Source organism: Marinilabilia sp. (genome assembly GCF_016278715.1).
Lineage (GTDB): Bacteria > Bacteroidota > Bacteroidia > Bacteroidales > Marinilabiliaceae > Marinilabilia.
Window position 1 is genome coordinate 1 of the sequence record NZ_JADQBH010000108.1, and the last position, 22,496, is coordinate 22,496.

Annotated in this window: 22 protein-coding genes and 1 pseudogene; all 23 read left to right on the top strand. The window is 43.6% G+C overall.

Going from position 1 to position 22,496, the window contains the following annotated elements; translation table 11 throughout:
- Nucleotides 1–1,052 (top strand): annotated as a pseudogene (locus tag QZZ43_RS06510) (alpha-L-fucosidase); the annotation flags it as partial.
- Nucleotides 1,053–1,091: 39 nt separating this feature from the next.
- Nucleotides 1,092–3,398, top strand: a complete 2,307-nt coding sequence (locus tag QZZ43_RS06515; protein WP_291857225.1) for an ATP-dependent helicase — start codon at nucleotides 1,092–1,094, stop codon at nucleotides 3,396–3,398.
- A 368-nt stretch (nucleotides 3,399–3,766) separates the two neighbouring features.
- Entirely contained in the window at nucleotides 3,767–4,378 is a 612-nt protein-coding gene (locus tag QZZ43_RS06520; RefSeq protein WP_291857227.1) for a DUF4290 domain-containing protein, read from the top strand.
- A 39-nt stretch (nucleotides 4,379–4,417) separates the two neighbouring features.
- On the top strand, nucleotides 4,418–5,722 hold the full coding sequence (gene murA / locus QZZ43_RS06525; protein ID WP_291857229.1) for a UDP-N-acetylglucosamine 1-carboxyvinyltransferase: 1,305 nt from the start codon (nucleotides 4,418–4,420) through the stop codon (nucleotides 5,720–5,722).
- A gap of 285 nt (nucleotides 5,723–6,007) precedes the next feature.
- Nucleotides 6,008–6,535: a TlpA disulfide reductase family protein gene (locus tag QZZ43_RS06530; RefSeq protein ID WP_291857231.1), complete on the top strand. Its 528-nt coding sequence runs from the start codon at nucleotides 6,008–6,010 to the stop codon at nucleotides 6,533–6,535.
- Nucleotides 6,536–6,703: 168 nt separating this feature from the next.
- Complete coding sequence (locus QZZ43_RS06535; protein ID WP_291857233.1) at nucleotides 6,704–7,324, top strand: nucleotide exchange factor GrpE; 621 nt, start codon at nucleotides 6,704–6,706, stop codon at nucleotides 7,322–7,324.
- Nucleotides 7,325–7,339: 15 nt separating this feature from the next.
- Nucleotides 7,340–8,497, top strand: coding sequence for a molecular chaperone DnaJ (gene dnaJ, locus QZZ43_RS06540; protein WP_291857236.1), 1,158 nt, complete (start codon nucleotides 7,340–7,342; stop codon nucleotides 8,495–8,497).
- Nucleotides 8,498–8,817: 320 nt separating this feature from the next.
- On the top strand, nucleotides 8,818–9,750 hold the full coding sequence (locus tag QZZ43_RS06545) for a LysR substrate-binding domain-containing protein (protein WP_291857238.1): 933 nt from the start codon (nucleotides 8,818–8,820) through the stop codon (nucleotides 9,748–9,750).
- Nucleotides 9,751–10,050: 300 nt separating this feature from the next.
- Complete coding sequence (locus QZZ43_RS06550; RefSeq protein ID WP_291857239.1) at nucleotides 10,051–11,475, top strand: anthranilate synthase component I family protein; 1,425 nt, start codon at nucleotides 10,051–10,053, stop codon at nucleotides 11,473–11,475.
- Between the two features lie 167 nt (nucleotides 11,476–11,642).
- A complete protein-coding gene (locus QZZ43_RS06555) occupies nucleotides 11,643–12,212 on the top strand; it encodes an aminodeoxychorismate/anthranilate synthase component II (protein ID WP_291857240.1) in 570 nt (189 codons plus the stop codon).
- Nucleotides 12,213–12,251: 39 nt separating this feature from the next.
- Nucleotides 12,252–13,247 carry an anthranilate phosphoribosyltransferase gene (gene trpD / locus QZZ43_RS06560; protein ID WP_291857242.1) on the top strand — a complete coding sequence of 332 codons (996 nt, stop codon included), beginning with the start codon at nucleotides 12,252–12,254 and terminating at the stop codon, nucleotides 13,245–13,247.
- Nucleotides 13,248–13,266: 19 nt separating this feature from the next.
- Complete coding sequence (gene trpC / locus QZZ43_RS06565) at nucleotides 13,267–14,061, top strand: indole-3-glycerol phosphate synthase TrpC (RefSeq protein WP_291857244.1); 795 nt, start codon at nucleotides 13,267–13,269, stop codon at nucleotides 14,059–14,061.
- Nucleotides 14,062–14,104: 43 nt separating this feature from the next.
- On the top strand, nucleotides 14,105–14,710 hold the full coding sequence (locus QZZ43_RS06570; RefSeq protein ID WP_291857246.1) for a phosphoribosylanthranilate isomerase: 606 nt from the start codon (nucleotides 14,105–14,107) through the stop codon (nucleotides 14,708–14,710).
- Nucleotides 14,711–14,730: 20 nt separating this feature from the next.
- On the top strand, nucleotides 14,731–15,921 hold the full coding sequence (gene trpB, locus QZZ43_RS06575) for a tryptophan synthase subunit beta (RefSeq protein ID WP_291857248.1): 1,191 nt from the start codon (nucleotides 14,731–14,733) through the stop codon (nucleotides 15,919–15,921).
- Between the two features lie 42 nt (nucleotides 15,922–15,963).
- On the top strand, nucleotides 15,964–16,734 hold the full coding sequence (gene trpA, locus QZZ43_RS06580; RefSeq protein WP_291857250.1) for a tryptophan synthase subunit alpha: 771 nt from the start codon (nucleotides 15,964–15,966) through the stop codon (nucleotides 16,732–16,734).
- Nucleotides 16,735–16,859: 125 nt separating this feature from the next.
- A complete protein-coding gene (gene purU, locus QZZ43_RS06585; protein ID WP_291857251.1) occupies nucleotides 16,860–17,723 on the top strand; it encodes a formyltetrahydrofolate deformylase in 864 nt (287 codons plus the stop codon).
- 12 nt (nucleotides 17,724–17,735) lie between these two features.
- The gene (locus tag QZZ43_RS06590; protein WP_291857253.1) at nucleotides 17,736–18,260 is read left to right on the top strand and encodes a TlpA disulfide reductase family protein; all 525 of its coding nucleotides are present in this window, start codon (nucleotides 17,736–17,738) and stop codon (nucleotides 18,258–18,260) included.
- A 2-nt stretch (nucleotides 18,261–18,262) separates the two neighbouring features.
- Nucleotides 18,263–18,862: an imidazole glycerol phosphate synthase subunit HisH gene (hisH, locus tag QZZ43_RS06595; protein ID WP_291857254.1), complete on the top strand. Its 600-nt coding sequence runs from the start codon at nucleotides 18,263–18,265 to the stop codon at nucleotides 18,860–18,862.
- Between the two features lie 242 nt (nucleotides 18,863–19,104).
- Entirely contained in the window at nucleotides 19,105–19,836 is a 732-nt protein-coding gene (gene hisA / locus QZZ43_RS06600; RefSeq protein WP_291857256.1) for a 1-(5-phosphoribosyl)-5-[(5-phosphoribosylamino)methylideneamino]imidazole-4-carboxamide isomerase, read from the top strand.
- Nucleotides 19,837–20,126: 290 nt separating this feature from the next.
- Nucleotides 20,127–20,882, top strand: a complete 756-nt coding sequence (gene hisF, locus QZZ43_RS06605) for an imidazole glycerol phosphate synthase subunit HisF (protein WP_291857259.1) — start codon at nucleotides 20,127–20,129, stop codon at nucleotides 20,880–20,882.
- A 47-nt stretch (nucleotides 20,883–20,929) separates the two neighbouring features.
- Nucleotides 20,930–21,553 carry a bifunctional phosphoribosyl-AMP cyclohydrolase/phosphoribosyl-ATP diphosphatase HisIE gene (hisIE, locus tag QZZ43_RS06610; protein ID WP_291857315.1) on the top strand — a complete coding sequence of 208 codons (624 nt, stop codon included), beginning with the start codon at nucleotides 20,930–20,932 and terminating at the stop codon, nucleotides 21,551–21,553.
- A 45-nt stretch (nucleotides 21,554–21,598) separates the two neighbouring features.
- The gene (locus QZZ43_RS06615; RefSeq protein WP_291857261.1) at nucleotides 21,599–22,153 is read left to right on the top strand and encodes an HD domain-containing protein; all 555 of its coding nucleotides are present in this window, start codon (nucleotides 21,599–21,601) and stop codon (nucleotides 22,151–22,153) included.
- Entirely contained in the window at nucleotides 22,132–22,494 is a 363-nt protein-coding gene (locus QZZ43_RS06620) for a hypothetical protein (RefSeq protein ID WP_291857262.1), read from the top strand. Before QZZ43_RS06615 ends, QZZ43_RS06620 begins: the two co-directional genes overlap by 22 nt.
- Nucleotides 22,495–22,496 lie beyond the last annotated feature (2 nt).

Sequence of the window (22,496 nt, forward strand, 5' to 3'; positions counted from 1 at the left end):
ATCTTTTTATAGAATCTATTCCAGCCTCTTCATCCATTCGGTTATCGGGTTTGCAAAACAAAATTACATCCGCCCGCTTTTTAGGAAGCGGCATTGAGCTTGAGTATTCCAACAAGGGAGCTGTTAATGAAATCATCTGGACCTCTCCCGCAATGGCCGACCCGATGCAAATGCCGGTCATTGAAGCGGAGTTTGAAGATACCATCCGTGTTGTACCACTGAAAAACATCAACATCAATCCCAAAGACACTTTGACACTGAACAGTAACAACGCCCTTTTTCAAAAGAGCATCACCCAACAAGACCGCCTGACCACTATTCCTTCAACCATCGCCATGAAGTGGAATATTAAAGCGGAACATACCCAAAAAGCAGAACTAAAATTTGTTCCGATGCAAAAGGGCAGGGAACTTGTTCTTGAAACGGAAAAAGGCCAAATAAAAATAGAACCTGCAGAAGCGAAGGACAATCTGATTAGCTCAAGATACGACACCATTCAAACTGCAGATATTTACCAGTCCAATATCTTTTACGGTTCATTAAATGAGGTGCATGTCAATTCAAATGGCAGTAATCGTCTGAGAATTCTTAACTCCTCCTGGCACAACCTGAAGAACAATAAAGACAACCACTTAAAACCCCTTCCCATGTCGGCAAGGTATTATTATGTGGAAGTAGAATCCGAAAACCAGCAACAATTTTGTTACAGGATCACAGGAAATGACGGACTGCAGGTTTGGTTCAATCAGGATGAAATCCTGCTGACCAGAAATACCAACCCGGGAACTCCTCTGGTAAAAGAACTGGTATTTAACCTGAAAAAAGGAAAAAATATTTTGCTGATAAAAAATTACAACAGAGTAGGAGCAAAAGATTATTTTGACCTGATGGCACTCCCGGAAGCCGGTTGGTGGAAGCAAACCATAACAATACCGGCAAATCCGGAATATATTAAAATTAAAACTACTGAAAATGAGAACCCTTTTACCGATATAAATTTGCAAACCTTTTCCATCGTATTAACCCCGGAAAACAAACCAGAAAAAAATTAAAACCGGCCTTATTTAAGCACCGGAAAACCTGTTTCTTTTGTGGAAAATTATTTAGAACAACTCAACGAAGCTCAACATAAAGCCGTTATCAACACCGAAGGCCCATCACTGGTCATTGCCGGGGCAGGCTCGGGCAAAACCCGTGTGTTGACCTATCGGATTGCCTACCTGCTTGAAAAAGGCGTTGCCCCCTGGTCCATATTGGCACTTACATTTACCAACAAGGCCGCCAGAGAGATGAAAAACCGAATCGGACAGATCGTCGGGAAGGAAGTGGCCTCAAAACTCTGGATGGGAACTTTCCACTCAATCTTCTCGAGAATTTTGCGCATTGAATCAGAAAAACTGGGTTTTCCTTCCACTTTTTCAATATACGATACGTCCGACTCCAAGAGCCTCATTAACAGCATCCTGAGAGACATGAAGCTGAACAAGGAGAAGGCTTACAAACCGGGCACCGTATTGGGCCGGATATCATCAGCCAAAAATGACTTGATTATTCCGGCTGTTTATGCCAGGGATGCCCAACGAACATCTGCCGATGCTGCCGCCCGTATTCCTCTGATGCCAGAAATCTTCCAGCGATATATGCGGGAATGCCGCAAAGCCGGGGCAATGGATTTCGACGACCTTTTGCTCAACACCAATATCCTTTTTCGGGATCATCCCGAAGTGCTGGCCAAATACCAGGAACGCTTTCAATATATTTTGGTGGATGAGTACCAGGACACCAACTTTTCACAATACCTAATCACCAAAAAACTGGCCGAAAAACACAAAAACATCTGTGTGGTAGGCGATGACGCACAGAGTATTTACAGTTTCAGGGGTGCAAAAATCGAAAACATTCTCAATTTCCGAAACGATTATCAAGGGTATCAGCTTTTTAAACTGGAACAAAACTACCGTTCGACGCAAAACATCGTGAATGCTGCCAATAGCATCATTGCCCACAACGATAAACAAATAAAAAAGCAGGTTTACTCCGAAAATGACGAAGGCAATAAAATAAACATGATTCAGGCCCAGTCGGATGTAGACGAGGGCTTTATTGTAATCAACGACATCAATGACACCCGGCTGCGCCATCAGTGTCAATATGAAGATTTTGCTATCCTCTATCGAACCAATGCACAGTCCCGGATATTTGAAGAAGCACTTCGCAAAAAAAATATTCCTTATAAAATATATGGAGGACTCTCATTTTACCAGCGCAAGGAAATTAAAGATCTGTTGGCTTATCTGAGAATGACAATAAACCCACGTGACAGCGAAGCCCTGAAGCGCGTAATCAATTACCCGGCCCGGGGAATTGGTAAGACCACCATGGAGAAAATCGAAAACCTTGCCAATCAGAATAATCTTAGTCTTTGGGAGGTAATAACCAATCCCGCACTCCCAAATTATGGATTCAACAGCGGTATATTAAAAAAGTTAAGCAGCTTTGCACGCCTGATATCCGGATTTATGAGTCAGGCACCGAATATGTCAGCCTTCGATATCACCAACGAAATAGCCACACAAAGTGGCATCATGAAAGAACTGCATCTGGAAAAATCGCACGAAAACCAGACGCGCATTGAAAACCTGGAGGAACTTTTCAATGCCATTCGCGAATTTTCGGATGAAAGGCAGGAAAGTGGAGAAAACAACAGTCTGGTAGATTTCCTGGAAGAAGTATCCCTTTTAACAGACCAGGATACCGACAAGCCCGATGACATCAATAAAGTAACGCTGATGACCATTCACGCTGCCAAAGGACTGGAATTTAGGAATGTTTACATCGTGGGAGTCGAAGAAGGATTGTTCCCATCCTCTATGGCATCATCCTCCGAGTCAGGAATTGAAGAAGAGAGACGGCTGTTCTATGTAGCCCTCACACGTGCCGAAGAACGGGTCACCCTCACCTGCGCCAGAAACCGCTATAAATACGGAGAATTAACTTTTGCCAAACCCAGTCGGTTCTTAGGGGAAATAGGCCAGGAATTTCTAAATATCCCGTCTGAAACACAAAGCTTTTCTCGCCCGGGACAGGAAAGAAATACATCATTTTCGAAAAAGAAACGTTTCAACCTGAAAAATGAAGCATTCCCGGAAAAGAAAAAAATAAATTTTAGTGGCAAAGTACTTCAAAATAACACCTCCCCTTCACCCTTCAGCTCACTCAACCCGAACGATCAGAGCAAAGTGCAGCCCGGTGTAATCATTGAGCATGAGCGATTTGGACAGGGTAAAGTTTTGCATCTCGAAGGAGAAGCCCCCAATACAAAAGCCACCGTTTTTTTCAAAAATGCAGGACAAAAACAATTATTGCTTAAATTTGCCAAACTTAAAATAATCACTTAGATTTGCAATACAATTAGGCTTCAAAGGATTACGGTCAAAAAAAATCGTATCACTTACCAAAACAATCGTTTTTTGCAGATTTTTCCTTGCAAATACGTTTTTTTAACAATGAAACACGATATTTGCAAGCCCTGAAACTTACTTGAAAGAAAACCGTTTTATAACAAACAATGTTATATTCAAATACCAAGGTTGGCCCTCCGGCTTTTACCAACAACTATTTAAAATAACAGCCCTCTTTTAAACCCGGTGTCCCGGAGCTTGCTTAAAAACGACTTCGGACATCTTACCTAAATTCAAAACAACAATGCTGAAGCATTACTAAAACGCCACTTAATTCAGCAAAAAATAATTTTTTTAAACTACTAATGGATTATAATTCAAGCCGAAAGAAACTGGTTTTGCCTGAATATGGTCGTCATATTCAGAAAATGGTAGATCATGCACTTACCATTGAAGACCGTGAAGAAAGAACCCGATTTTCGAAAGCCATTATTGGTGTAATGGGAAATTTATTTCCGCACCTGCGCGATGTCAGCGACTTCAAGCATAAATTATGGGATCATCTGGCCATCATGGCGGATTTCAAACTGGACATTGATTATCCTTATGATCCTCCGGCACCGGAAAATTTCCAATCCAAACCGGATCCGATTTCCTACAATGATGGCAAAATGACTTTCAAACATTACGGAACTATTGTTGAAGAGATGATACAAGAAGCTTCTAAAATGGAAGAAGGCCCATTAAAAAGGCACCTCATCATGCTCATCGGCAACCACATGAAGAAATCTTTGTCCAACTGGAATAAAGACAATGCTACCGACGACCGCATATTAAGTGATATACAGCGTCTTTCCAATGGAAAAATCAAGATCGAAGGAGAGGCAAGAATTAATGATTTCCGCGAAATTAAAGACACTAATAATAACGCTCACAGTCGTCCGCGGAAAAAATTCGTTCGCAAAAGCAATAATTAATCACTTACACATTTCAATCTTCCACAACTACCCGAAACGATGAGCAGCTTCGAAGTGCATGGGGGTCTCCAGCTAAAAGGTGATATCACTCCGCAGGGGGCAAAAAATGAAGCCCTGCAGGTCATTTGTGCCGTATTATTATCTTCTGAGGAAATCATTCTTGACAATTTACCCGATATTCTGGATGTCAACAACCTGATTGACCTTCTTAAAGACCTTGGCGTAAAGGTAAACCGTCTTTCTCCGGAAAAGTGCAGTTTCAAAGCTGAAGTCATCAACCTTGATTACTTAAAGACCAAAGAATTTAGAAAAAGAGCTGCTTCCCTGAGAGGCTCCATCATGATAATGGGACCACTCCTGGCGCGTTTCGGCAAAGCTTATTTCCCGAAACCAGGAGGAGATAAGATTGGGCGCAGACGTATGGATACTCACTTTTTCGGTTTTGAAAAACTGGGAGCCAAGTTCAACTTTGATTCCGACGACATATTCTATACCGTTTATGCTGATAAGCTGGAAGGATCGTATATGCTGCTCGACGAAGCCTCCGTCACCGGAACGGCCAATATTATCATGGCAGCAGTTCTGACACCCGGCAAAACGGTCATTTACAATGCTGCCTGTGAACCCTACGTTCAACAACTTTGCAGGATGCTCAACTCCATGGGAGCAAAAATTGAGGGAGTTGGCTCTAATCTTTTGTCCATTGAGGGAGTTTCAACTCTTAGTGGTTGCACCCATCGCATTCTGCCCGACATGATTGAAATAGGCAGTTTTATAGGTCTCGCAGTAATGACAGGAAGCGAAATCACCATAAAAAATGCTGCAACCGAACATCTTGGTATTATTCCATTGGCTTTTCGCCGAATGGGAATTAATATGCACATCAGCAAAGACGAAATCTACATCCCTCCAAAACAAAAATACTCCATTGAAACATTTATTGATGGTTCAATAATGACCATTTCCGATGCTCCATGGCCCGGCCTGACGCCGGACCTTCTAAGTATATTCCTGGTGGTGGCTACTCAGGCCAACGGCAGTGTACTTATTCATCAGAAAATGTTTGAAAGCCGCTTGTTTTTTGTGGATAAACTCATTGATATGGGAGCCCGCATTATTTTATGCGACCCACACAGAGCAACTGTGATAGGCCTGAACCAGGAAACCCCTCTCAGAGCCAGTATTATGACCTCTCCTGATATTCGTGCCGGAGTTGCGTTATTAATTGCTGCTCTTTCCGCCAAAGGCAAAAGTGTAATCCACAACATAGAGCAAATAGACCGCGGATATGAGAGAATTGATGAGCGATTAAACCGTCTTGGAGCCAAAATTAAGCGCATTTAGAGATTTCTTTCTTTAATTCGGGCGTTAATTTGACCTTTTTTACACCTTTTTAACTAATCACTAACACTCTCTAAATCAGCCTGCTAATTCCAACCCCATCAAAATTATAATTTTACCTCTTTTCTCCAAACAAATGAGCCTTTATTTTTAATGTTTTACAGCATAGTTTTGTTGCGCAAATAAATCCACTGGTCACTCTTTTATGGATATTCATCTAAAAACTTTGACCAGACCGAATAAATTGTTGAACCTTTGCACAGTAACAATTCGGGAAAGACTATGCTTATGAAGAACAAGTTACTACTAATCATCACTTTGACAGGAATTGTTTTTCTGTCATTCATCAACGGTTCTCCGGAACCACGTGAGGGCCTGGATGTAGGGAACAAAGTTCCTGAAATCAATCAACCTCTCTTGGACGGGACTCCATTCAGCACCGACAGCCTTAAAGGCAAGATGGTACTGATTGACTTCTGGGCGTCATTCGATGCACAATCAAGGGTTGAAAACCATCAGAAAACAAAAATGCTGAAAGCATATAAAAATCAGAAATTCCTTAACGGACAGGATTTTATTATTATCAGCATTTCGCTCGACCGGTTTAAAACCCCTTTGAATCAAGTTATTCAGCGTGACAAACTTGAAGCATTACAACATATTTGTGATTTTCAGGGTCGTGAATCAGAACTGGCAAAAAGCTTCAACTCTGTTGATCACATGAAGAACTATCTTATAGACGGAGACGGCCGGATTGTAGCTGTGGCAAATAACCTGAAAGCCATAGACCAGCGTCTGGCAAAGCTTATGAAATAGCATTTTTCTATTGTTTACAGGGATTCAAAGACAGCAGAAAGCTTCGGCTTTTTGCTGTCTTTGTCATTTATGCAGGCTCTTTCATGCCAAAATGTCCCTCTTTTTAATATGGCAAAGAAATTGCATACATTTGTGCGCCAAATATTAAAAAAGAAAACTTAACAAGATATGAGCAGAAAAAAAGCGACCGAAGAAAAATCAAAGCCTACTGAAGCTCCGGAAACTTCAGCCAACAACGCTCAAAAAAACCAGGAAAATGAAGAGCATCCAACAACCAAAAAGGATGCTGAAGAAATAAATTCGGAAGAGAATTGTGAAGAGGCCAGGCAGGATGCAGAAGACGAACAAACGCTCCTGAAAAAACAGCTGGAAGACCTCAGTGACAAACACTTGCGCCTGATTGCCGAATACGATAACTTCAGAAAACGAACGCTGAAGGAAAAAATGGAGTTATCGAAAAGTGCAGGTGAAGGAATCCTTTTGAGCATACTTCCAGTTATAGATGATTTTGACAGAGCTCGTGCTCACCTGGGGACTGCCAGTGACCTGGATGCCGTAAAAAACGGGATAGATCTGATTTACAACAAATTTAATGAATTTCTGAAGCAACAGGGAATCGTGGAGATTGAAACAGAAAATCAGGAGTTTGATAGTGAAACACATGAAGCCATCACAAAAATTCCGGCACCCTCAGAAGATATGAAAGGAAAAATCATCGACTGTGTTCAAAAAGGCTATAAACTCAACGACAAAGTGATCCGATATCCCAAAGTTGTTGTTGGAGAATAAACCCAAAAATATATCATGTCAAAAAGAGACTACTACGAAGTACTGGAAGTTGCAAAAAGCGCAAGTGCGGAAGAGATCAAAAAAGCCTACCGAAAGAAAGCCCTGAAATTTCACCCAGACAAAAACCCCGGTGACAAAGAGGCAGAAGATAAATTCAAGGAAGCAGCTGAAGCCTACGAGGTACTTGGAAACGCAGAAAAAAGACAACGATACGACCAATTTGGACATGCCGGTGTTGGTGGTGCTTCCGGAGGCGGCTTCGGTGGCGACGGGATGACAATGGAAGACATATTCTCCCATTTTGGAGACATCTTTGGCGGTGGTTTTAGCGGATTTGGTGGTTTTGGCGGATTCGGAGGTTCCTCACGCGGAGGACAGCGGGTTAATAAAGGCTCTAACCTCCGTGTAAAAGTGACCCTCACACTTAAAGAAATTGCCAACGGTGTAGAGAAAAAACTCAAAGTCAAAAAATATGTTTCCTGTGAACACTGCAGTGGCACTGGGGCTGACAACGGAACAGCCTACAGCAACTGTTCCACATGCGGAGGCGCAGGCCAGGTAACACGGGTAGCCAACACCATACTGGGGCAAATGCAGACACGTTCCACCTGTCCGACCTGTAATGGAGAAGGGAAAACCATTACCAAAAAATGTGCCCATTGTAACGGTGATGGCGTAATGCGTACAGAAGAAGTGGTCACCATAAACATTCCGGCCGGAGTGGAAGAAGGTATGCAGCTCTCAGTCTCAGGCAAGGGAAATGCTGCCCGTCGGGGTGGAATCAATGGAGATTTACTGGTACTAATTCAGGAAGAGAAACATCCCGACTTGGTTCGTGACGGCAGAGACCTGATTTACAATCTGCAACTGAGTGTACCCGATGCCATTTTAGGTACACCTGCCGAAATCCCAACTGTGGAGAGCAAGGTGAAAGTTAAAATTGACCCCGGCACACAGCCCGGCAAAATACTGCGTCTCAGAGGCAAAGGGTTGCCCGAAGTCAACAGCTACCACCGTGGCGACCTGCTGGTTCGCATTAATGTTTGGATTCCCTCTGATGTTTCGAAAGATGAAAAGAAAACGCTTGAAAAACTGAAAGAATCTGAGTCTTTTACGCCAAAAGAAGGAAACGAACAAAATGGATTTTTCAGTAAAATGAAAGATATATTTTAGTTATTAAACCATATAAGGAATATACAAAACGGGGATTTGAAAAAGATTCCCGTTTTTTCATTATTGTCCGGAGAAACTTATTTCTTGAAGAGAGATTTCTTCGTCTTATCCGCAATCAGGCCATTCTAAAGGTTTTCACCCCCTCCATCCCTTAAAACGCTGCAATATTCGGTCACTGCAAACAAAGTGAAGCAATCTCATGAAAGAACCAAAGTTTTGTGAAATAATAACATTAAACACATAAGAACCACCTAAAGCGGAAGTCTGTAAAAGGATTCCCGTTTTTTTTTATATCTTTTGCTCCACAAAATTAAAAAGATATGAACATCCAACAACTGGAATATATTGTTGCATTGGACGACCATCGTCACTTCGTGGATGCCGCCGAAAGCTGCCACATAACACAGCCAACCCTGACCATGCAATTGCGTAAAATGGAAGATGAAATTGGCGTTCAGATCTTCAACAGGGCAAAGAAACCCATTGAACCCACACCTGCTGGAGAGGAAATCATTATTAGAGCCCGGCAGATCCTCAGAGAAATTTCTGATTTACGCAACTATGTCAGCCACGAGAAAAAAAGCATCGAAGGAGAATTTCGCCTGGGTATTATTCCCACACTGGCACCATACCTCATCCCACGGTTTCTTCCACAGTTTATCAGCGAAAACCCCAACACACATCTGCGCATTGAAGAAATTGAATCGGAACCACTTCTCAAAGCAATCCACAACGACCGCATTGATATAGGACTAATGGTTACCCCCGCAGAAGAAAAGCAAATCCGGGAAGTACCATTATTCTATGAGCCTTTTCTCTTCTATGCGCCTTACGACCATCCCTTTATGCACAATGAATTCATAGAAAACAACCTGTTAGACCCGGCTAAAGTACTGGTTCTAAACGAAGGACACTGTTTCCGCAACCAAACACTCGATATTTGCGGCAAAGCTAGTCAGACCAACAATGCCTTCGGTTTTTACTATGAAAGCGGCAGCATTGAAGCCCTCAAGGCAATGGTACGAAAAGGGATTGGTTACACCCTGGTTCCTGAGTTATCGGTAGATTCCATGACCGACAAACCCTTTGTAAGAAGGTTTACGGAACCGGAACCGGTAAGGGAAGTAAGCATTGTCGTTCACCAGAGCTTTACACGACAATTGTTGATTGACCGGATAAAATCGGCCGTACTGGATAATTTACCGGAGAATATCATTAAAACAAAGAGTGTGAAAAAGATAAAATGGCGGTAAATATCAAAAAAACTTAAGCTGTTTACTTGCATTTTAAAAAATCATTCCCTAAACTTGCAAAAGCAAAAACATAACAAAAGTCATAAATAAGGGTTTACATAAACCCGGAAATTAGATAAAACATGAACATTTCAGTTGCAAATATCTGGTGGTGGCGTCATTTCTTTATTCCTCAGGGGGATTAAGGTGGTGTCTTCATGCTTAAATTGTAACTAAAGCATAAAATAAGAAAGGCTTACCGGAAATCCCGGTGAGCCTTTTTTTTATTCCAATTTTGAAAACAAAAAACAACCGATACCTATGAAGAAGCAAAAACTCAACCTCTCGTGCAACCACATCCCTGCTCATGTGGGAGACATTGTGACTCCAGTGAGCATTTACCTGAAATTAAGGGATTTGTTCCCCAATACCATTTTACTGGAGAGTTCGGATTACCACGGTGGAAATAACTCACTATCTTTTATATGTTTCAATCCCATAGCCGATTTCATTGTGGAAAACGAAACAGTTTTATCCCGATATCCGGATGAAACCAGATCGAAGATTTCACTTTCCGGAAAGGAATCTGTTCCGGAGCTGATGCAGGAATTCATCAACAATTTTGAAATCTCCGAAGAAGAACAAATGAAATGCCCGGTTCCTGCTTCCGGTCTCTATGGATACACTGCTTATGACGCCGTGCGCTACTTCGAAGACCTTACCCTGGATATAGACCCGGAAGCCCCCCACTCCATCCCCGACATTCGCTATCACCTCTACCAGTCCGTCATCGCTTTCAACCACTTTACCAATCAGCTTTACTTAGTAGAACACCTATTTCCCGGCCAGAAATCATCTTTGAATGAGACCCTGGAAATCCTGAAAAACCGCTCAGTACCCTCTTTCTATTTCACTCCTGTAAATGATGAGGAATCACCTCTCAACGAGCAGCAATACATGGAAATGGTGACCAAGGGCAAAGAACACAGCTATCGGGGCGACGTATTCCAGATTGTGTTGTCGCGCCAGTTTTCACAAACATTCAAAGGCGATGAGTTTAATGTTTATCGAGCTTTACGTCACATCAACCCTTCCCCCTATCTTTTCTATTTCGATTATGGCAATTATCGCCTCATGGGTTCTTCGCCCGAGAGTCAGCTGGTAATTGAAAAGGGGCTGGCCACCATCAATCCCATTGCAGGAACATTCCGCCGTACCGGAGACGACCTCAAAGACATGAAACTGGCCGAAGAGCTGAGCAAGGACCCCAAGGAAAATGCAGAACATGTAATGCTTGTTGACCTTGCCCGCAACGACTTGGGACGCAACTGCAGAGAGGTAGAGGTAAAAACCTATAAAGAAGTGCAATATTACAGCCACGTACTCCACCTGGTATCTGAAGTGACCGGGAAACTCCGGAATCCCAACGACATTGCCCGTGTCATGGCCGACACATTTCCTGCAGGCACCTTGTCCGGAGCGCCTAAATACAAAGCCATGCAACTGATTAATAAATATGAGCCTCACAATCGTGGTTATTATGGTGGCTGTATAGGAAAGCTGGGGCTCGACGGCTCTTTTAACCAGGCCATTATGATTCGTTCGTTCCTGAGTAAGAACAACACCCTGTTCTATCAGGCTGGCGCAGGAGTCGTTTCCGAATCAGTAGAAGAAAAAGAGCTCCAGGAAGTAAACAATAAACTGGGTGCTTTGAAGAAAGCCATCGAAATGGCGGCAGAGTTTTAGTTGTTGGCTGTTGGCTCGTAATTTTTAAGTGCTAATCATGAGTTGAAAGTTAAAGAACCCCTATTTTCAATACAACCAAGCACCTAAGAAAGTTAAAATTTAAGCAAAATAAAAACATTAAACTCATCAAAGACGGCCATTTTGGCTTTGTGTAAAAACAGAAAAAGATGAAAATACTCGTTATAGACAACTACGACTCATTTACCTACAACCTGGTGCACTATCTGGAAGAAGTGGCCGATCAGGAAGTGGATGTATTCCGGAACGACAAAATCACCATCGAAGAAGCCCGGGCTTATGACAAGATCGTACTTTCTCCGGGCCCCGGGATTCCTGACGAAGCCGGCATTCTGAAACCGTTAATCAAAGCATTGGCCCCCACCCACTCTATTTTTGGCGTATGCCTCGGCTGCCAGGCCATTGCGGAGGTATTTGGAGGTTCCATCTACAACCTGCCGCGTGTTTACCACGGCATCGCAACGCCCATATCGGTTTGCGACCGCAACGAAATGATTTTTAATACCCTGCCCGACACTTTCATGGGTGGCCGTTACCACTCCTGGGTCGTCAACGAAGAGGATCTCCCGTCGGAACTCAACATCACTGCCCGAGACACACAGGGACAAATCATGGGCATCACCCATAAGGAATATGATGTCAGAGCCGTGCAGTTTCATCCCGAGTCCATCCTCACAGAGCATGGAAAACAAATGATAAAAAACTGGATTGAAGGGTAAATTCTAACCTCTATTTTTAAATAATTAACACCTGGAACAATGCTACAGCCAACACTAAAACGACTCTTCGAATACAATACCCTATCCAAAGAAGAGGCCAAAGAGATACTCGTCAATATCACCAGCGAAAACTACAGCAAATCAGAAGTTGTGGCCTTTCTGTCAGTCTTTATGATGCGCTCGGTTACCGTAGAAGAATTATCGGGTTTCCGGGACGGCCTGCTGGAACAATGCAAACGCGTTGACCTGTCCGATTTTCAGACCATCGATATGTGTGGAACCGGAGGCGACGGGAAAAACACCTTTAACATTTCCACGCTGGCATCATTGGTGGTTGCCGGTGCAGGCTACAAAGTGGCAAAGCACGGAAATGCGGGGGTGAGTTCAGCTTGTGGTTCCTCCAATGTCATGGAATATCTGGGTTATCAATTTTCCAACGACAACGATTTGCTAAAAAAACAGATTGACAAAGCAGGAATTTGCTTTATGCACGCACCTTTGTTTCACCCTGCCATGAAAGCAGTAGGCCCCATCCGTCGCGAACTTGGCATCAAGACTTTCTTTAACATGCTGGGGCCTATGGTTAATCCGGCCAATCCGCAGTTTCAACTGGTGGGTGTTTTCAGCCTGGAACTGGCCCGCATTTATCAGTACATTTACCAGCAAACAGATACAAAATTCAGCATTGTCCATAGCATTGACGGATACGATGAAGTGTCTTTAACGGATGCGTTTAAGGTGATTTCACACAACGGGGAAAAGTTACTGAAGCCAGACGACATCAAACTGCCTCTCAACAAACCTGAAGATATTTTCGGTGGCAATACAGTTGAGAATTCGGCCTCCATTTTCAAAAAAGTACTAAACGGACAGGGAACTGAAGCTCAAAACAACGCCGTCATGGCCAATGCTGCGCTGGCAATTCAAACCATAGATGAGTCTCTCTCATTTGAGCTATGTCTGGAGAAAGCCTCCGATTCCCTTAAAGGCGGCAAGGCAGCGGCTACCTTAAAGACCCTTCTGGAAATTGTCTAACCCAATACACAAAGGAACCATGAACATTCTGGATAAAATAGTAGCGAGAAAGCAAGAGGAAGTCGAAGCCGCTAAAAACAAGGTGTCGGTAAAAGAACTGAAATATTATCGTCACTTTTCAGCTCCTACTCCCTCCATGAAAGACAACCTGATAAAAAAGAGCGACTTTCCTGTCATTGCCGAATTTAAGCGACAGTCGCCGTCCAAAGGCCTGATTCATGCGGATGCCAAAGTGGAGGATATTGTTCCCGGTTATGCCAGAGCAGGAGTTGCAGGCATTTCAGTACTTACCGATTCCCATTTCTTTGGTGGTTGCAACGATGATTTAAGTAAAGCCCGCGACCTGACCGACACCCCCATCATCCGCAAAGAATTCATCATTGACCCTTATCAGATATATGAAGCCAAAGCCATTGGCGCCAGCACCATTCTGCTTATTGCATCCATATTGGAAAAAAAGCAGGCAGGTGAGCTTGCTGCTCTGGCCAATTATCTTGGGCTGGAGGTATTGATGGAACTCCACGATGAAAGTGAAGTCGGGCTTCTTAACAGTTATGTGGATATGGTGGGCATAAACAACCGGAATCTAAAAACCTTTGAGGTGGACTTACAACATGCAGCCAATCTGATTTCCTTGCTTCCCGCACATATTCTCCCCATCGCCGAAAGCGGAATCCATTCGGCTGAAGATTTCCGGTTTCTGAAGGATGCCGGATTCAAAGGTTTCCTCATGGGCGAGTATTTCATGAAACATGATGACCCGGCACAAATTTGCGCAGATTTCAAAGCTGAAGTAACATCAATAAAAGTTTGAACAAAAAACTATGCCAAATCCTGTGAAAATAAAAGTCTGCGGAATGCGCCATCATCAAAATATTCTCGATTTGATAAGCCTGAAACCCGATTACATAGGGTTCATCTTTTATCCCAAATCGCCACGATATGCAGGTAACATCTTAAAACCCGAAACCACAGCCCTGATCCCGGAACATATCCGCAAAACGGGAGTATTTGTTAATGCAAAATCAGAAACCATAAAAGAAACCTGTCGAATATTTAATCTAAACACTGTTCAGTTGCATGGAGAAGAATCCACAGACCAGTGTCTCGAACTAAAAGAAGAGGGCTACGAAATAATAAAAGCCTTCTCCCTGAAGGACGAAAAGGATAAAGAAAAAACCAATGACTACAAAGAGGTATGCGACTTTTTTCTTTTCGATACGCCCACCCACCAATATGGAGGCAGTGGCCAAAAGTTCGACTGGTCAATCCTTGCCGGTTTTGAACCTGCACGCCCTTTCTTTTTAAGTGGAGGCATAGAAAGCCAGGATGCCCCAGGCATCTTAAAAGGATGCCCTGCAATGCCCTATGCACTGGACATCAACAGCCGATTTGAATCAGAACCCGGATTAAAGAACATTGCCGCTATTGAACAGTTCATAAAAACCATTCGAAAACAATAAAAAAAAATAAATAAGTTTATATGTCAACTTCATTTCAACCTGACGAGCGAGGATTTTACGGCCCCTTTGGAGGCGCCTACATCCCGGAAATGCTCATTCCCAACATTGAAAACCTGAGGAATAATTATTTACGAATAATCAATTCCGAGTCGTTTCGGAAAGATTTCAAAAACCTTCTGGAAGATTATGCAGGACGGCCATCTCCCCTATATCATGCAGGGCGGCTTTCCGAGCATTATGGTTGCAACATATGGTTAAAACGTGAAGACCTCAACCACACCGGGAGCCATAAAATAAACAACACCATCGGCCAGATTCTCCTGGCCAATGAAATGGGAAAAAAGCGCATCATCGCAGAGACCGGTGCAGGACAACATGGCGTGGCCACGGCTACGGTATGTGCCCTTATGGGACTGGACTGCATTGTTTACATGGGTGAAACCGATATGGAACGTCAGGCCCCCAATGTGGCACGGATGAAAATGCTTGGAGCTGACGTAAGACCAGCGATGTCGGGCAGTCGCACACTGAAAGATGCGACCAATGAAGCCTTGCGCGACTGGATTGCAAATCCGCTGGATACTTTTTACCTCATCGGTTCGGTGGTGGGACCCCATCCCTACCCAGACCTGGTAGCCCGGCTGCAATCGGTCATTAGTGGAGAAATACAATGGCAAATGAGGAACAAAACCGGCAACAGCAATCCCGACTATGTCGTTGCTTGTGTGGGTGGCGGTTCCAATGCTGCAGGGTCATTCTATCATTTTCTGAACGAACCGGATGTAAAACTAATTGGTGCAGAAGCATCGGGCGAGGGTTTAACCTCCGGGAAAACCGCCGCATCCATTGCCATGGGCGAAACCGGGGTAATACACGGAAGCATGACCTACCTGATGCAAACAGACGACGGTCAAATCACAGAACCCTACAGCATTTCTGCAGGACTCGACTACCCCGGAATAGGTCCTTTACACTCCTGGCTATCAAAAACAGGACGGGCAAAATATCTTTCTGTCACCGACCAGGAAGCTCTGGATGCAGCACTGTTGCTCACAAGAAAAGAAGGCATTATTCCAGCACTGGAATCGGCCCATGCATTGGCAGCACTCGACCAACTGGAACTAAAATCAGAAGAAAATGTAGTGGTCACTGTTTCCGGACGAGGAGACAAAGACATGAAAACCTACATGGAACGGTTTAATTTGAAATAAGTTAAAGCAATATCCATTTACAAACAAAACCAGAAACTACCAATGGAAAAATTAAAGTCTCTGCTTAAAAGAAAAAAAGACCTGTTATCGGTTTATTTCACAGCAGGATTCCCCGATATTGAAAGCACCACAAAGGTCTTAAAATCACTGGAAAAAGCCGGAGTTGATTTTGTGGAAATCGGAATGCCCTACTCCGACCCGCTGGCCGACGGCCCAGTGATACAAAACAGCAGCACCCGGGCACTGAAAAACGGTATGAGCCTGAAAAAGCTTTTTGAACAACTGAGCAGTATCTCGGCGGAAATCTCTATTCCCATGATTCTGATGGGATACCTGAATCCTGTGCTCAAATTCGGGGTGGGGGAATTCGTTGAGCAATGTAAAACAAATAACATCAGTGGACTGATTCTCCCAGACCTTCCATACGAAACCTATATGGATGAATATCAGGAACTTTTTACCAAAAACGGCATCAGTAACATATTCCTGATCACTCCACAGACACCGGAGGAACGCGTCAGAAAACTTGACAAAGCCTCCACTTCATTTATTTACATGGTTTCCTCTGCAGCGGTAACCGGTGCCCGGGACGGATTATCTCCCCAACAAATCGAGTATTTTGAACGCATCAATGACATGGAACTCACTAATCCTCGAATGGTCGGTTTTGGCATCAGTAATCACCAAACCTTCAGCGATGTATGCCTACATGCACATGGTGCCATTGTGGGTAGCGCGTTTATCAAACACCTTGAGCAATCGGGCGATGATGAGGAGGGGATAATTAATTTTATTAAAGGACTTAAAGGCTAACAAACTCCTAAATCCAGGAAAAATAAACTTTCTCGAAGGATATTAACCACAGAGAACGCTGAGGAGAAAATATCCGGGTATTCGGATAATAAATTATTACTTTTGCAGGCAAAACAGTTACAAAAATGTCAGAAAACCAAACAGCCATATTACGAATTCATTGTCCCGACCAAAGGGGAATTGTTGCACGAGTGACGGATTTCATTCATCAGAACAACGGGAATGTAGTGGCTCTGGACCAATACACCAACCGCGAAGAAAAGCGCTTTTTCATGCGTGTGGAATGGGAGATGGATGGATTCACCCTGGACCGCGATGAAATAGAAACCGTTTTTGGGCCACTACTGGCAAAACCACTGGACATGGTGTGGGATTTAAAATTTTCCGATAAAATTCCCCGCATGGGTATCTTCGTGTCCAGAAGTTCACATTGCCTGTACGACCTTCTGGCCCGCTACGAGGCAGGAGAATTGAAAGTGGAAATCCCGGTCATTATCAGTAACCACAAAGAGATGGAACATGTGGCAGGACAGTTTAATATTCCCTTTTACCATGTGCCTGTCAACAAGGACAACAAAAAAGAACAGGAACTGCAGGAACTGAAAGTTCTGCAGGAACACAAAGTCGATTTCATTGTCCTGGCCCGTTACATGCAAATTTTATCGTCCGATTTTGTCAGGAATTTCCCCAATAAAGTCATCAATATCCATCACTCGTTTCTTCCAGCATTTGCAGGTGCCAAACCCTATCACGCCGCCCACTCCAGGGGAGTTAAAATCATTGGGGCCACCAGCCACTATGTTACATCCGACCTGGATGCCGGCCCAATCATTGATCAGGACATTACCCGGATATCCCATCACGACTCGGTAGAAAGTCTGGTTCAGAAAGGGAAAGATATTGAAAAAATTGTACTTTCACGGGCAGTGAAAGCCCACCTGGATCGGAAAACCCTGGTTTATAAAAACAAAACAGTAGTTTTTGCCTAAAGCTCAAACGTTATGCTCAAATTAAAACATCTTTTTTTCCTTATGTTGATGGTAACCAACCTCAGCTGTCAGAACACAAAAGACAACCGTGGATACATTGTTGAAGTAGGCGACAAGGCTCCTCTTTTTGAAACAACATTGACCAACGGCGACACGTTTCGGCTTGAAGACCATAAAGGTAAAGTAGTGATGCTTCAGTTTACCGCCAGCTGGTGTGGTGTTTGCCGGAAAGAGATGCCACACATTGAAAAGGAAATATGGCAACCCTACAAAGACAAAGGTCTTGTGGTTGTGGGCATTGACCGGGATGAACCTCTGGAAACCGTAAGGAAATTTGCGAAAGAAACAGGCATCAGTTACCCCCTGGCTTTAGACCCCGGCGCTGATATCTTTAAGCTATATGCAGAAGACAGAGCCGGCGTAACGCGCAATGTACTGATCGACAAGGAAGGGAATATTATTTTTCTGACCAGACTATTCAACGAGAAGGAGTTTTCGGCACTGGTTAATAAAGTTGACCAATTAATGAAGAACTAAAAATGAAGATTGTAATCATAAAATACAATGCCGGCAACATTCAATCGGTTAGTTTCGCGCTGGAACGGCTGGGATATCAGGCAGAAATAACGGCCGACCATGACACCATCCGGAAAGCGGACAAGGTCATTTTTCCAGGAGTGGGCGAAGCCAGTACCACCATGGCCTATCTGAAAAAAGAAGGACTTGACCAACTGATTCCCTCACTCACTCAGCCTGTGCTGGGTATATGCCTGGGAATGCAACTCATGTGCAGTCATTCCGAAGAAGGAAACACACCGTGTCTGGGCATCTTCGATGAGAAAGTGAAGAAATTCGTTGCCCCTGTTCAGGATTCGGAAAGATTTAAGATTCCCCACATGGGATGGAACCAGCTCATAAACGTCAAAAAACCGTTGTTCAGCCAAGAACTGGAGAACGAATTTGTCTATTTTGTCCACAGTTTTTATGTGGCCACCGGCCCGGATACCGCTGCCGAGAGCCATTATATACATCCATTCAGTGCTGCTCTGAGAAAAAATAATTTTTTCGCAACACAGTTTCACCCAGAGAAGAGCAGTAAGGCGGGGGAGCAGATTCTTAAGAATTTTCTTTCGTTGTGAGAGGAGCCAGGAAGCTGAATACTGGAGGTTAGGCACCCTAGATCCCCCCAAGGGTGACATGAAAAAGATTGGAAGTTAGAGCAATAGTCCGTTAAAAAAAGCTTAAACGCAGAGACGCAATGACGCAAAGTTTTTATTATGAGTGAGTTGTGCCCTGCTCGCCTGGTTTTGTAATGGATTGATTATCAACCGTTTTTAAAAGTTTAACAGAGTATTGTTAGAGGTTAGAAATTTTATAAAAAATGCAATCAATAGAACTTATACCTGCCATCGACATTATTGACGGAAAATGTGTCAGATTGAGCAAAGGAGATTACAGCACACAAAAAACATACAATGAGAATCCACTGGAAGTAGCCAAACAATTTGAAGATTATGGCATCCGGCGTCTTCACCTGGTCGATTTGGACGGCGCAAAAGCCGGATACATTGTCAACTACAAAGTACTAGAGAAAATTGCCGGACAAACCGCTCTCACCATCGATTTCGGAGGCGGACTTAAAACTGTTGAAGACCTGCGGGTAGCATTTGAATGCGGAGCCCAGATGGTCACCGGAGGAAGCATCGCAGTGAAAAACCCGGAGGAATTCCTGCAATGGCTGACCAAGCACGGCCCGGAAAAGATCATCCTCGGCTCGGATGCCAAAAACCGCAAAATTGCTACATCAGGTTGGCTGGAAACCTCCGAACTCGACCTGATGGATTTTCTGAAAGAATACATCGAAAAGGGCATTACCCAGACAATTTGTACCGACATCAGTAAGGATGGAATGCTCGAAGGCCCGTCAACCGATTTATACAAAGAAATTCTTGATAATTTCCCGGAGCTTTATCTCATCGCCAGTGGCGGGGTCAGCAATATGAAAGACATTGATGATCTCGAAGAAGCAGGCGTTCCTGCGGTAATCTTTGGCAAGGCAATTTATGAAGGCAGGATTGGAATGGAGGAAATTGGGAGGAAAATTAGTGAATAGTATTTAGTCCAATAGGCCGTTAAAAAAACTTAAACGCAAAGACGCAATGACGCAAAGTTTTTAATATAAGTGAGTTGTGTTCTGCATACTTGACCTTGTAATGAGTTAATTATAAGTTGATTGGAATCCACAACCTTCAAAATAACAGACTATTGCGATTGTAATGGTAGATAAAAACAGAAAAAAGATTGCTTCGTCACTCGTAATGAAGTTGCAAATCCCGACCATTAGGGAAAGCAATCTACAATGATATAAGTTTCCCGGTTACCTGTATAAAAAACATTTTTTTAATGCTTGCAAAACGTATCATACCATGCCTCGACATCCGCAACGGCCAGACCGTAAAAGGGGTGAAATTTCTGGATATTAAAGAAGTAGGCGACCCCGTGGAGCTGGGTGCCCTTTACGCTCAACAAGGAGCCGACGAACTGGTATTCCTGGACATAACCGCAAGCCACGAAAAGCGAAAAACATTCGTGGAACTTGTAAAACGGATTGCTCAACACATCAACATTCCTTTTACGGTAGGTGGAGGTATTAGTGAGCTGAGCGATGCAGATGCGTTACTTAGCGCCGGAGCCGACAAGATTTCCATAAACTCATCAGCCGTCAGGAATCCTCAGTTGATTAGCGATATGGCTCAACACTTCGGGAGTCAGTTTGTGGTTGTGGCCATTGATGCCAAACAACTACAGGGAGACGAATGGACTGTCACAGTCAACGGAGGTCGTATCCCCACCGAAAAACGGCTCTTTAGCTGGGCCCGGGAAGCAGAAGAAAGAGGTGCCGGGGAGATTCTGTTTACCAGTATGGATCACGATGGGGTAAAACAGGGATTTGCCAACGAAGCTTTAGCCAAACTATCCGATGAGAGAGGTATCCCTATCATTGCCTCGGGAGGGGCGGGAGCCAAAGAACACTTCAAAGATGTTTTCACCAAAGGCAAAGCAGATGCAGGACTGGCAGCCAGCATTTTCCACTTTAACGAAATTCCCATTCCCGAACTAAAGAACTTTCTAAAAAACGAAGGCATCTCAATTCGCTGACCCGACATTTAAGATGCCGGACAAATTATTATCTTTGTCGCCAACATATTAATAAACAACACAAACTACATATCATGCAATTAGATTTTTCAAAACTGGGAAACGGACTGATTCCCGCCATCGTACAGGATGCTCAGACAAATGTGGTACTGATGCTCGGATTCATGAACGAAGAAGCCTTTGAAAAGACCCGGAAAGATGGAAAAGTCACCTTTTTCAGTCGCACAAAAAACCGGCTCTGGACCAAAGGAGAAGAATCCGGAAACTTCCTGAATGTAGTCTCCATTACTCCCGACTGCGACAATGATACCATACTGATAAAAGCCAAGCCCGTTGGCCCCGTATGTCACAAGGGAACTGACACCTGCTTTGCTGAAAAAAACAAGGGCAACATTGACTTCCTGGTTCATTTACAAGACCTCATCGATAAAAGATTGCAAGATATGCCCGAAGGCTCTTACACAACTTCCCTCTTTGAAAAAGGCATCAACAAAATTGCCCAAAAAGTTGGTGAAGAAGCTGTGGAAACTGTCATTGAGGCTAAAGACAACAACGACAAACTGTTTTTAAATGAAGTGGCCGACCTGACTTTTCACACGTTGGTATTGCTCACTGCAAAGAGTTACCGCATTGAAGATGTAATCAAAATATTACAGGAAAGACACAAATAGAAATAATGTATCGGTCAGTTTAAACCGTTAACAAATAGTAGAAAGATGGTGGGGGTAAACGATTCTGTACTTAAGATTTTTGATAAATACTATTCCGAAATCCACCCGGCCCGGGAAATTTTAATAACCCACAGCCGGCTGGTTCGTGACAAATGCCTGAAAATTGCATCCAATCATCCCGAGTTGGACGCCGATAAGCAGTTTATTGCTGAAGCATCCCTGCTTCACGACATAGGAATTTTCTTAACAGACGCCCCTCTTATTGGCTGCCACGGCGAACACCCATACATCTCTCACGGCTATCTGGGCCGCGAACTACTCGAGAAAGAAGGATTGCCTAAACACGGTTTAGTATGTGAAAGGCATACCGGGACCGGACTTACAGTGGAGGAAATCAAATTGCAGAATCTGCCACTTCCCCACCGCGACATGGTTCCCCTGAGCATTGAAGAACAAATCATCTGCTTTTCTGATACCTTTTACAGTAAGGGCAATGATTTGGAGAAAGAGAAAAGCCCTGAAGAGGTGAAAAAAGCCCTGAAAAAATACGGTGACGAAAAAGTTGAAATCTTTTCTCTATGGTGCGAGATGTTTCTATAGACATTCAACCCGATAACGCCGCATGGTATTATCACCATCCCAAATATCGATATAACTGTGCCCAGGCTATGGTAAAACACTTTGGTGGCAGCGAAGCAGATATTTCCGGGATGAAAAAGATGGGCTCGGGTCGGGCTCCGGAAGGCCATTGCGGGGCTTTGCATGGCGCCCTCTTTCTGTTAAGTGACAATCAGGACACTCACAAAGAGATGACCGAGAAATTTGCTCAACAAACAGGCAGTCCTTTTTGTCGAGATATCAGAAAAATCAATAAGGTCTCCTGCCAACAATGTGTTGAAATAGCAGATTCACTGCTCAAAAAGATTCAAATACAACCCTAAAA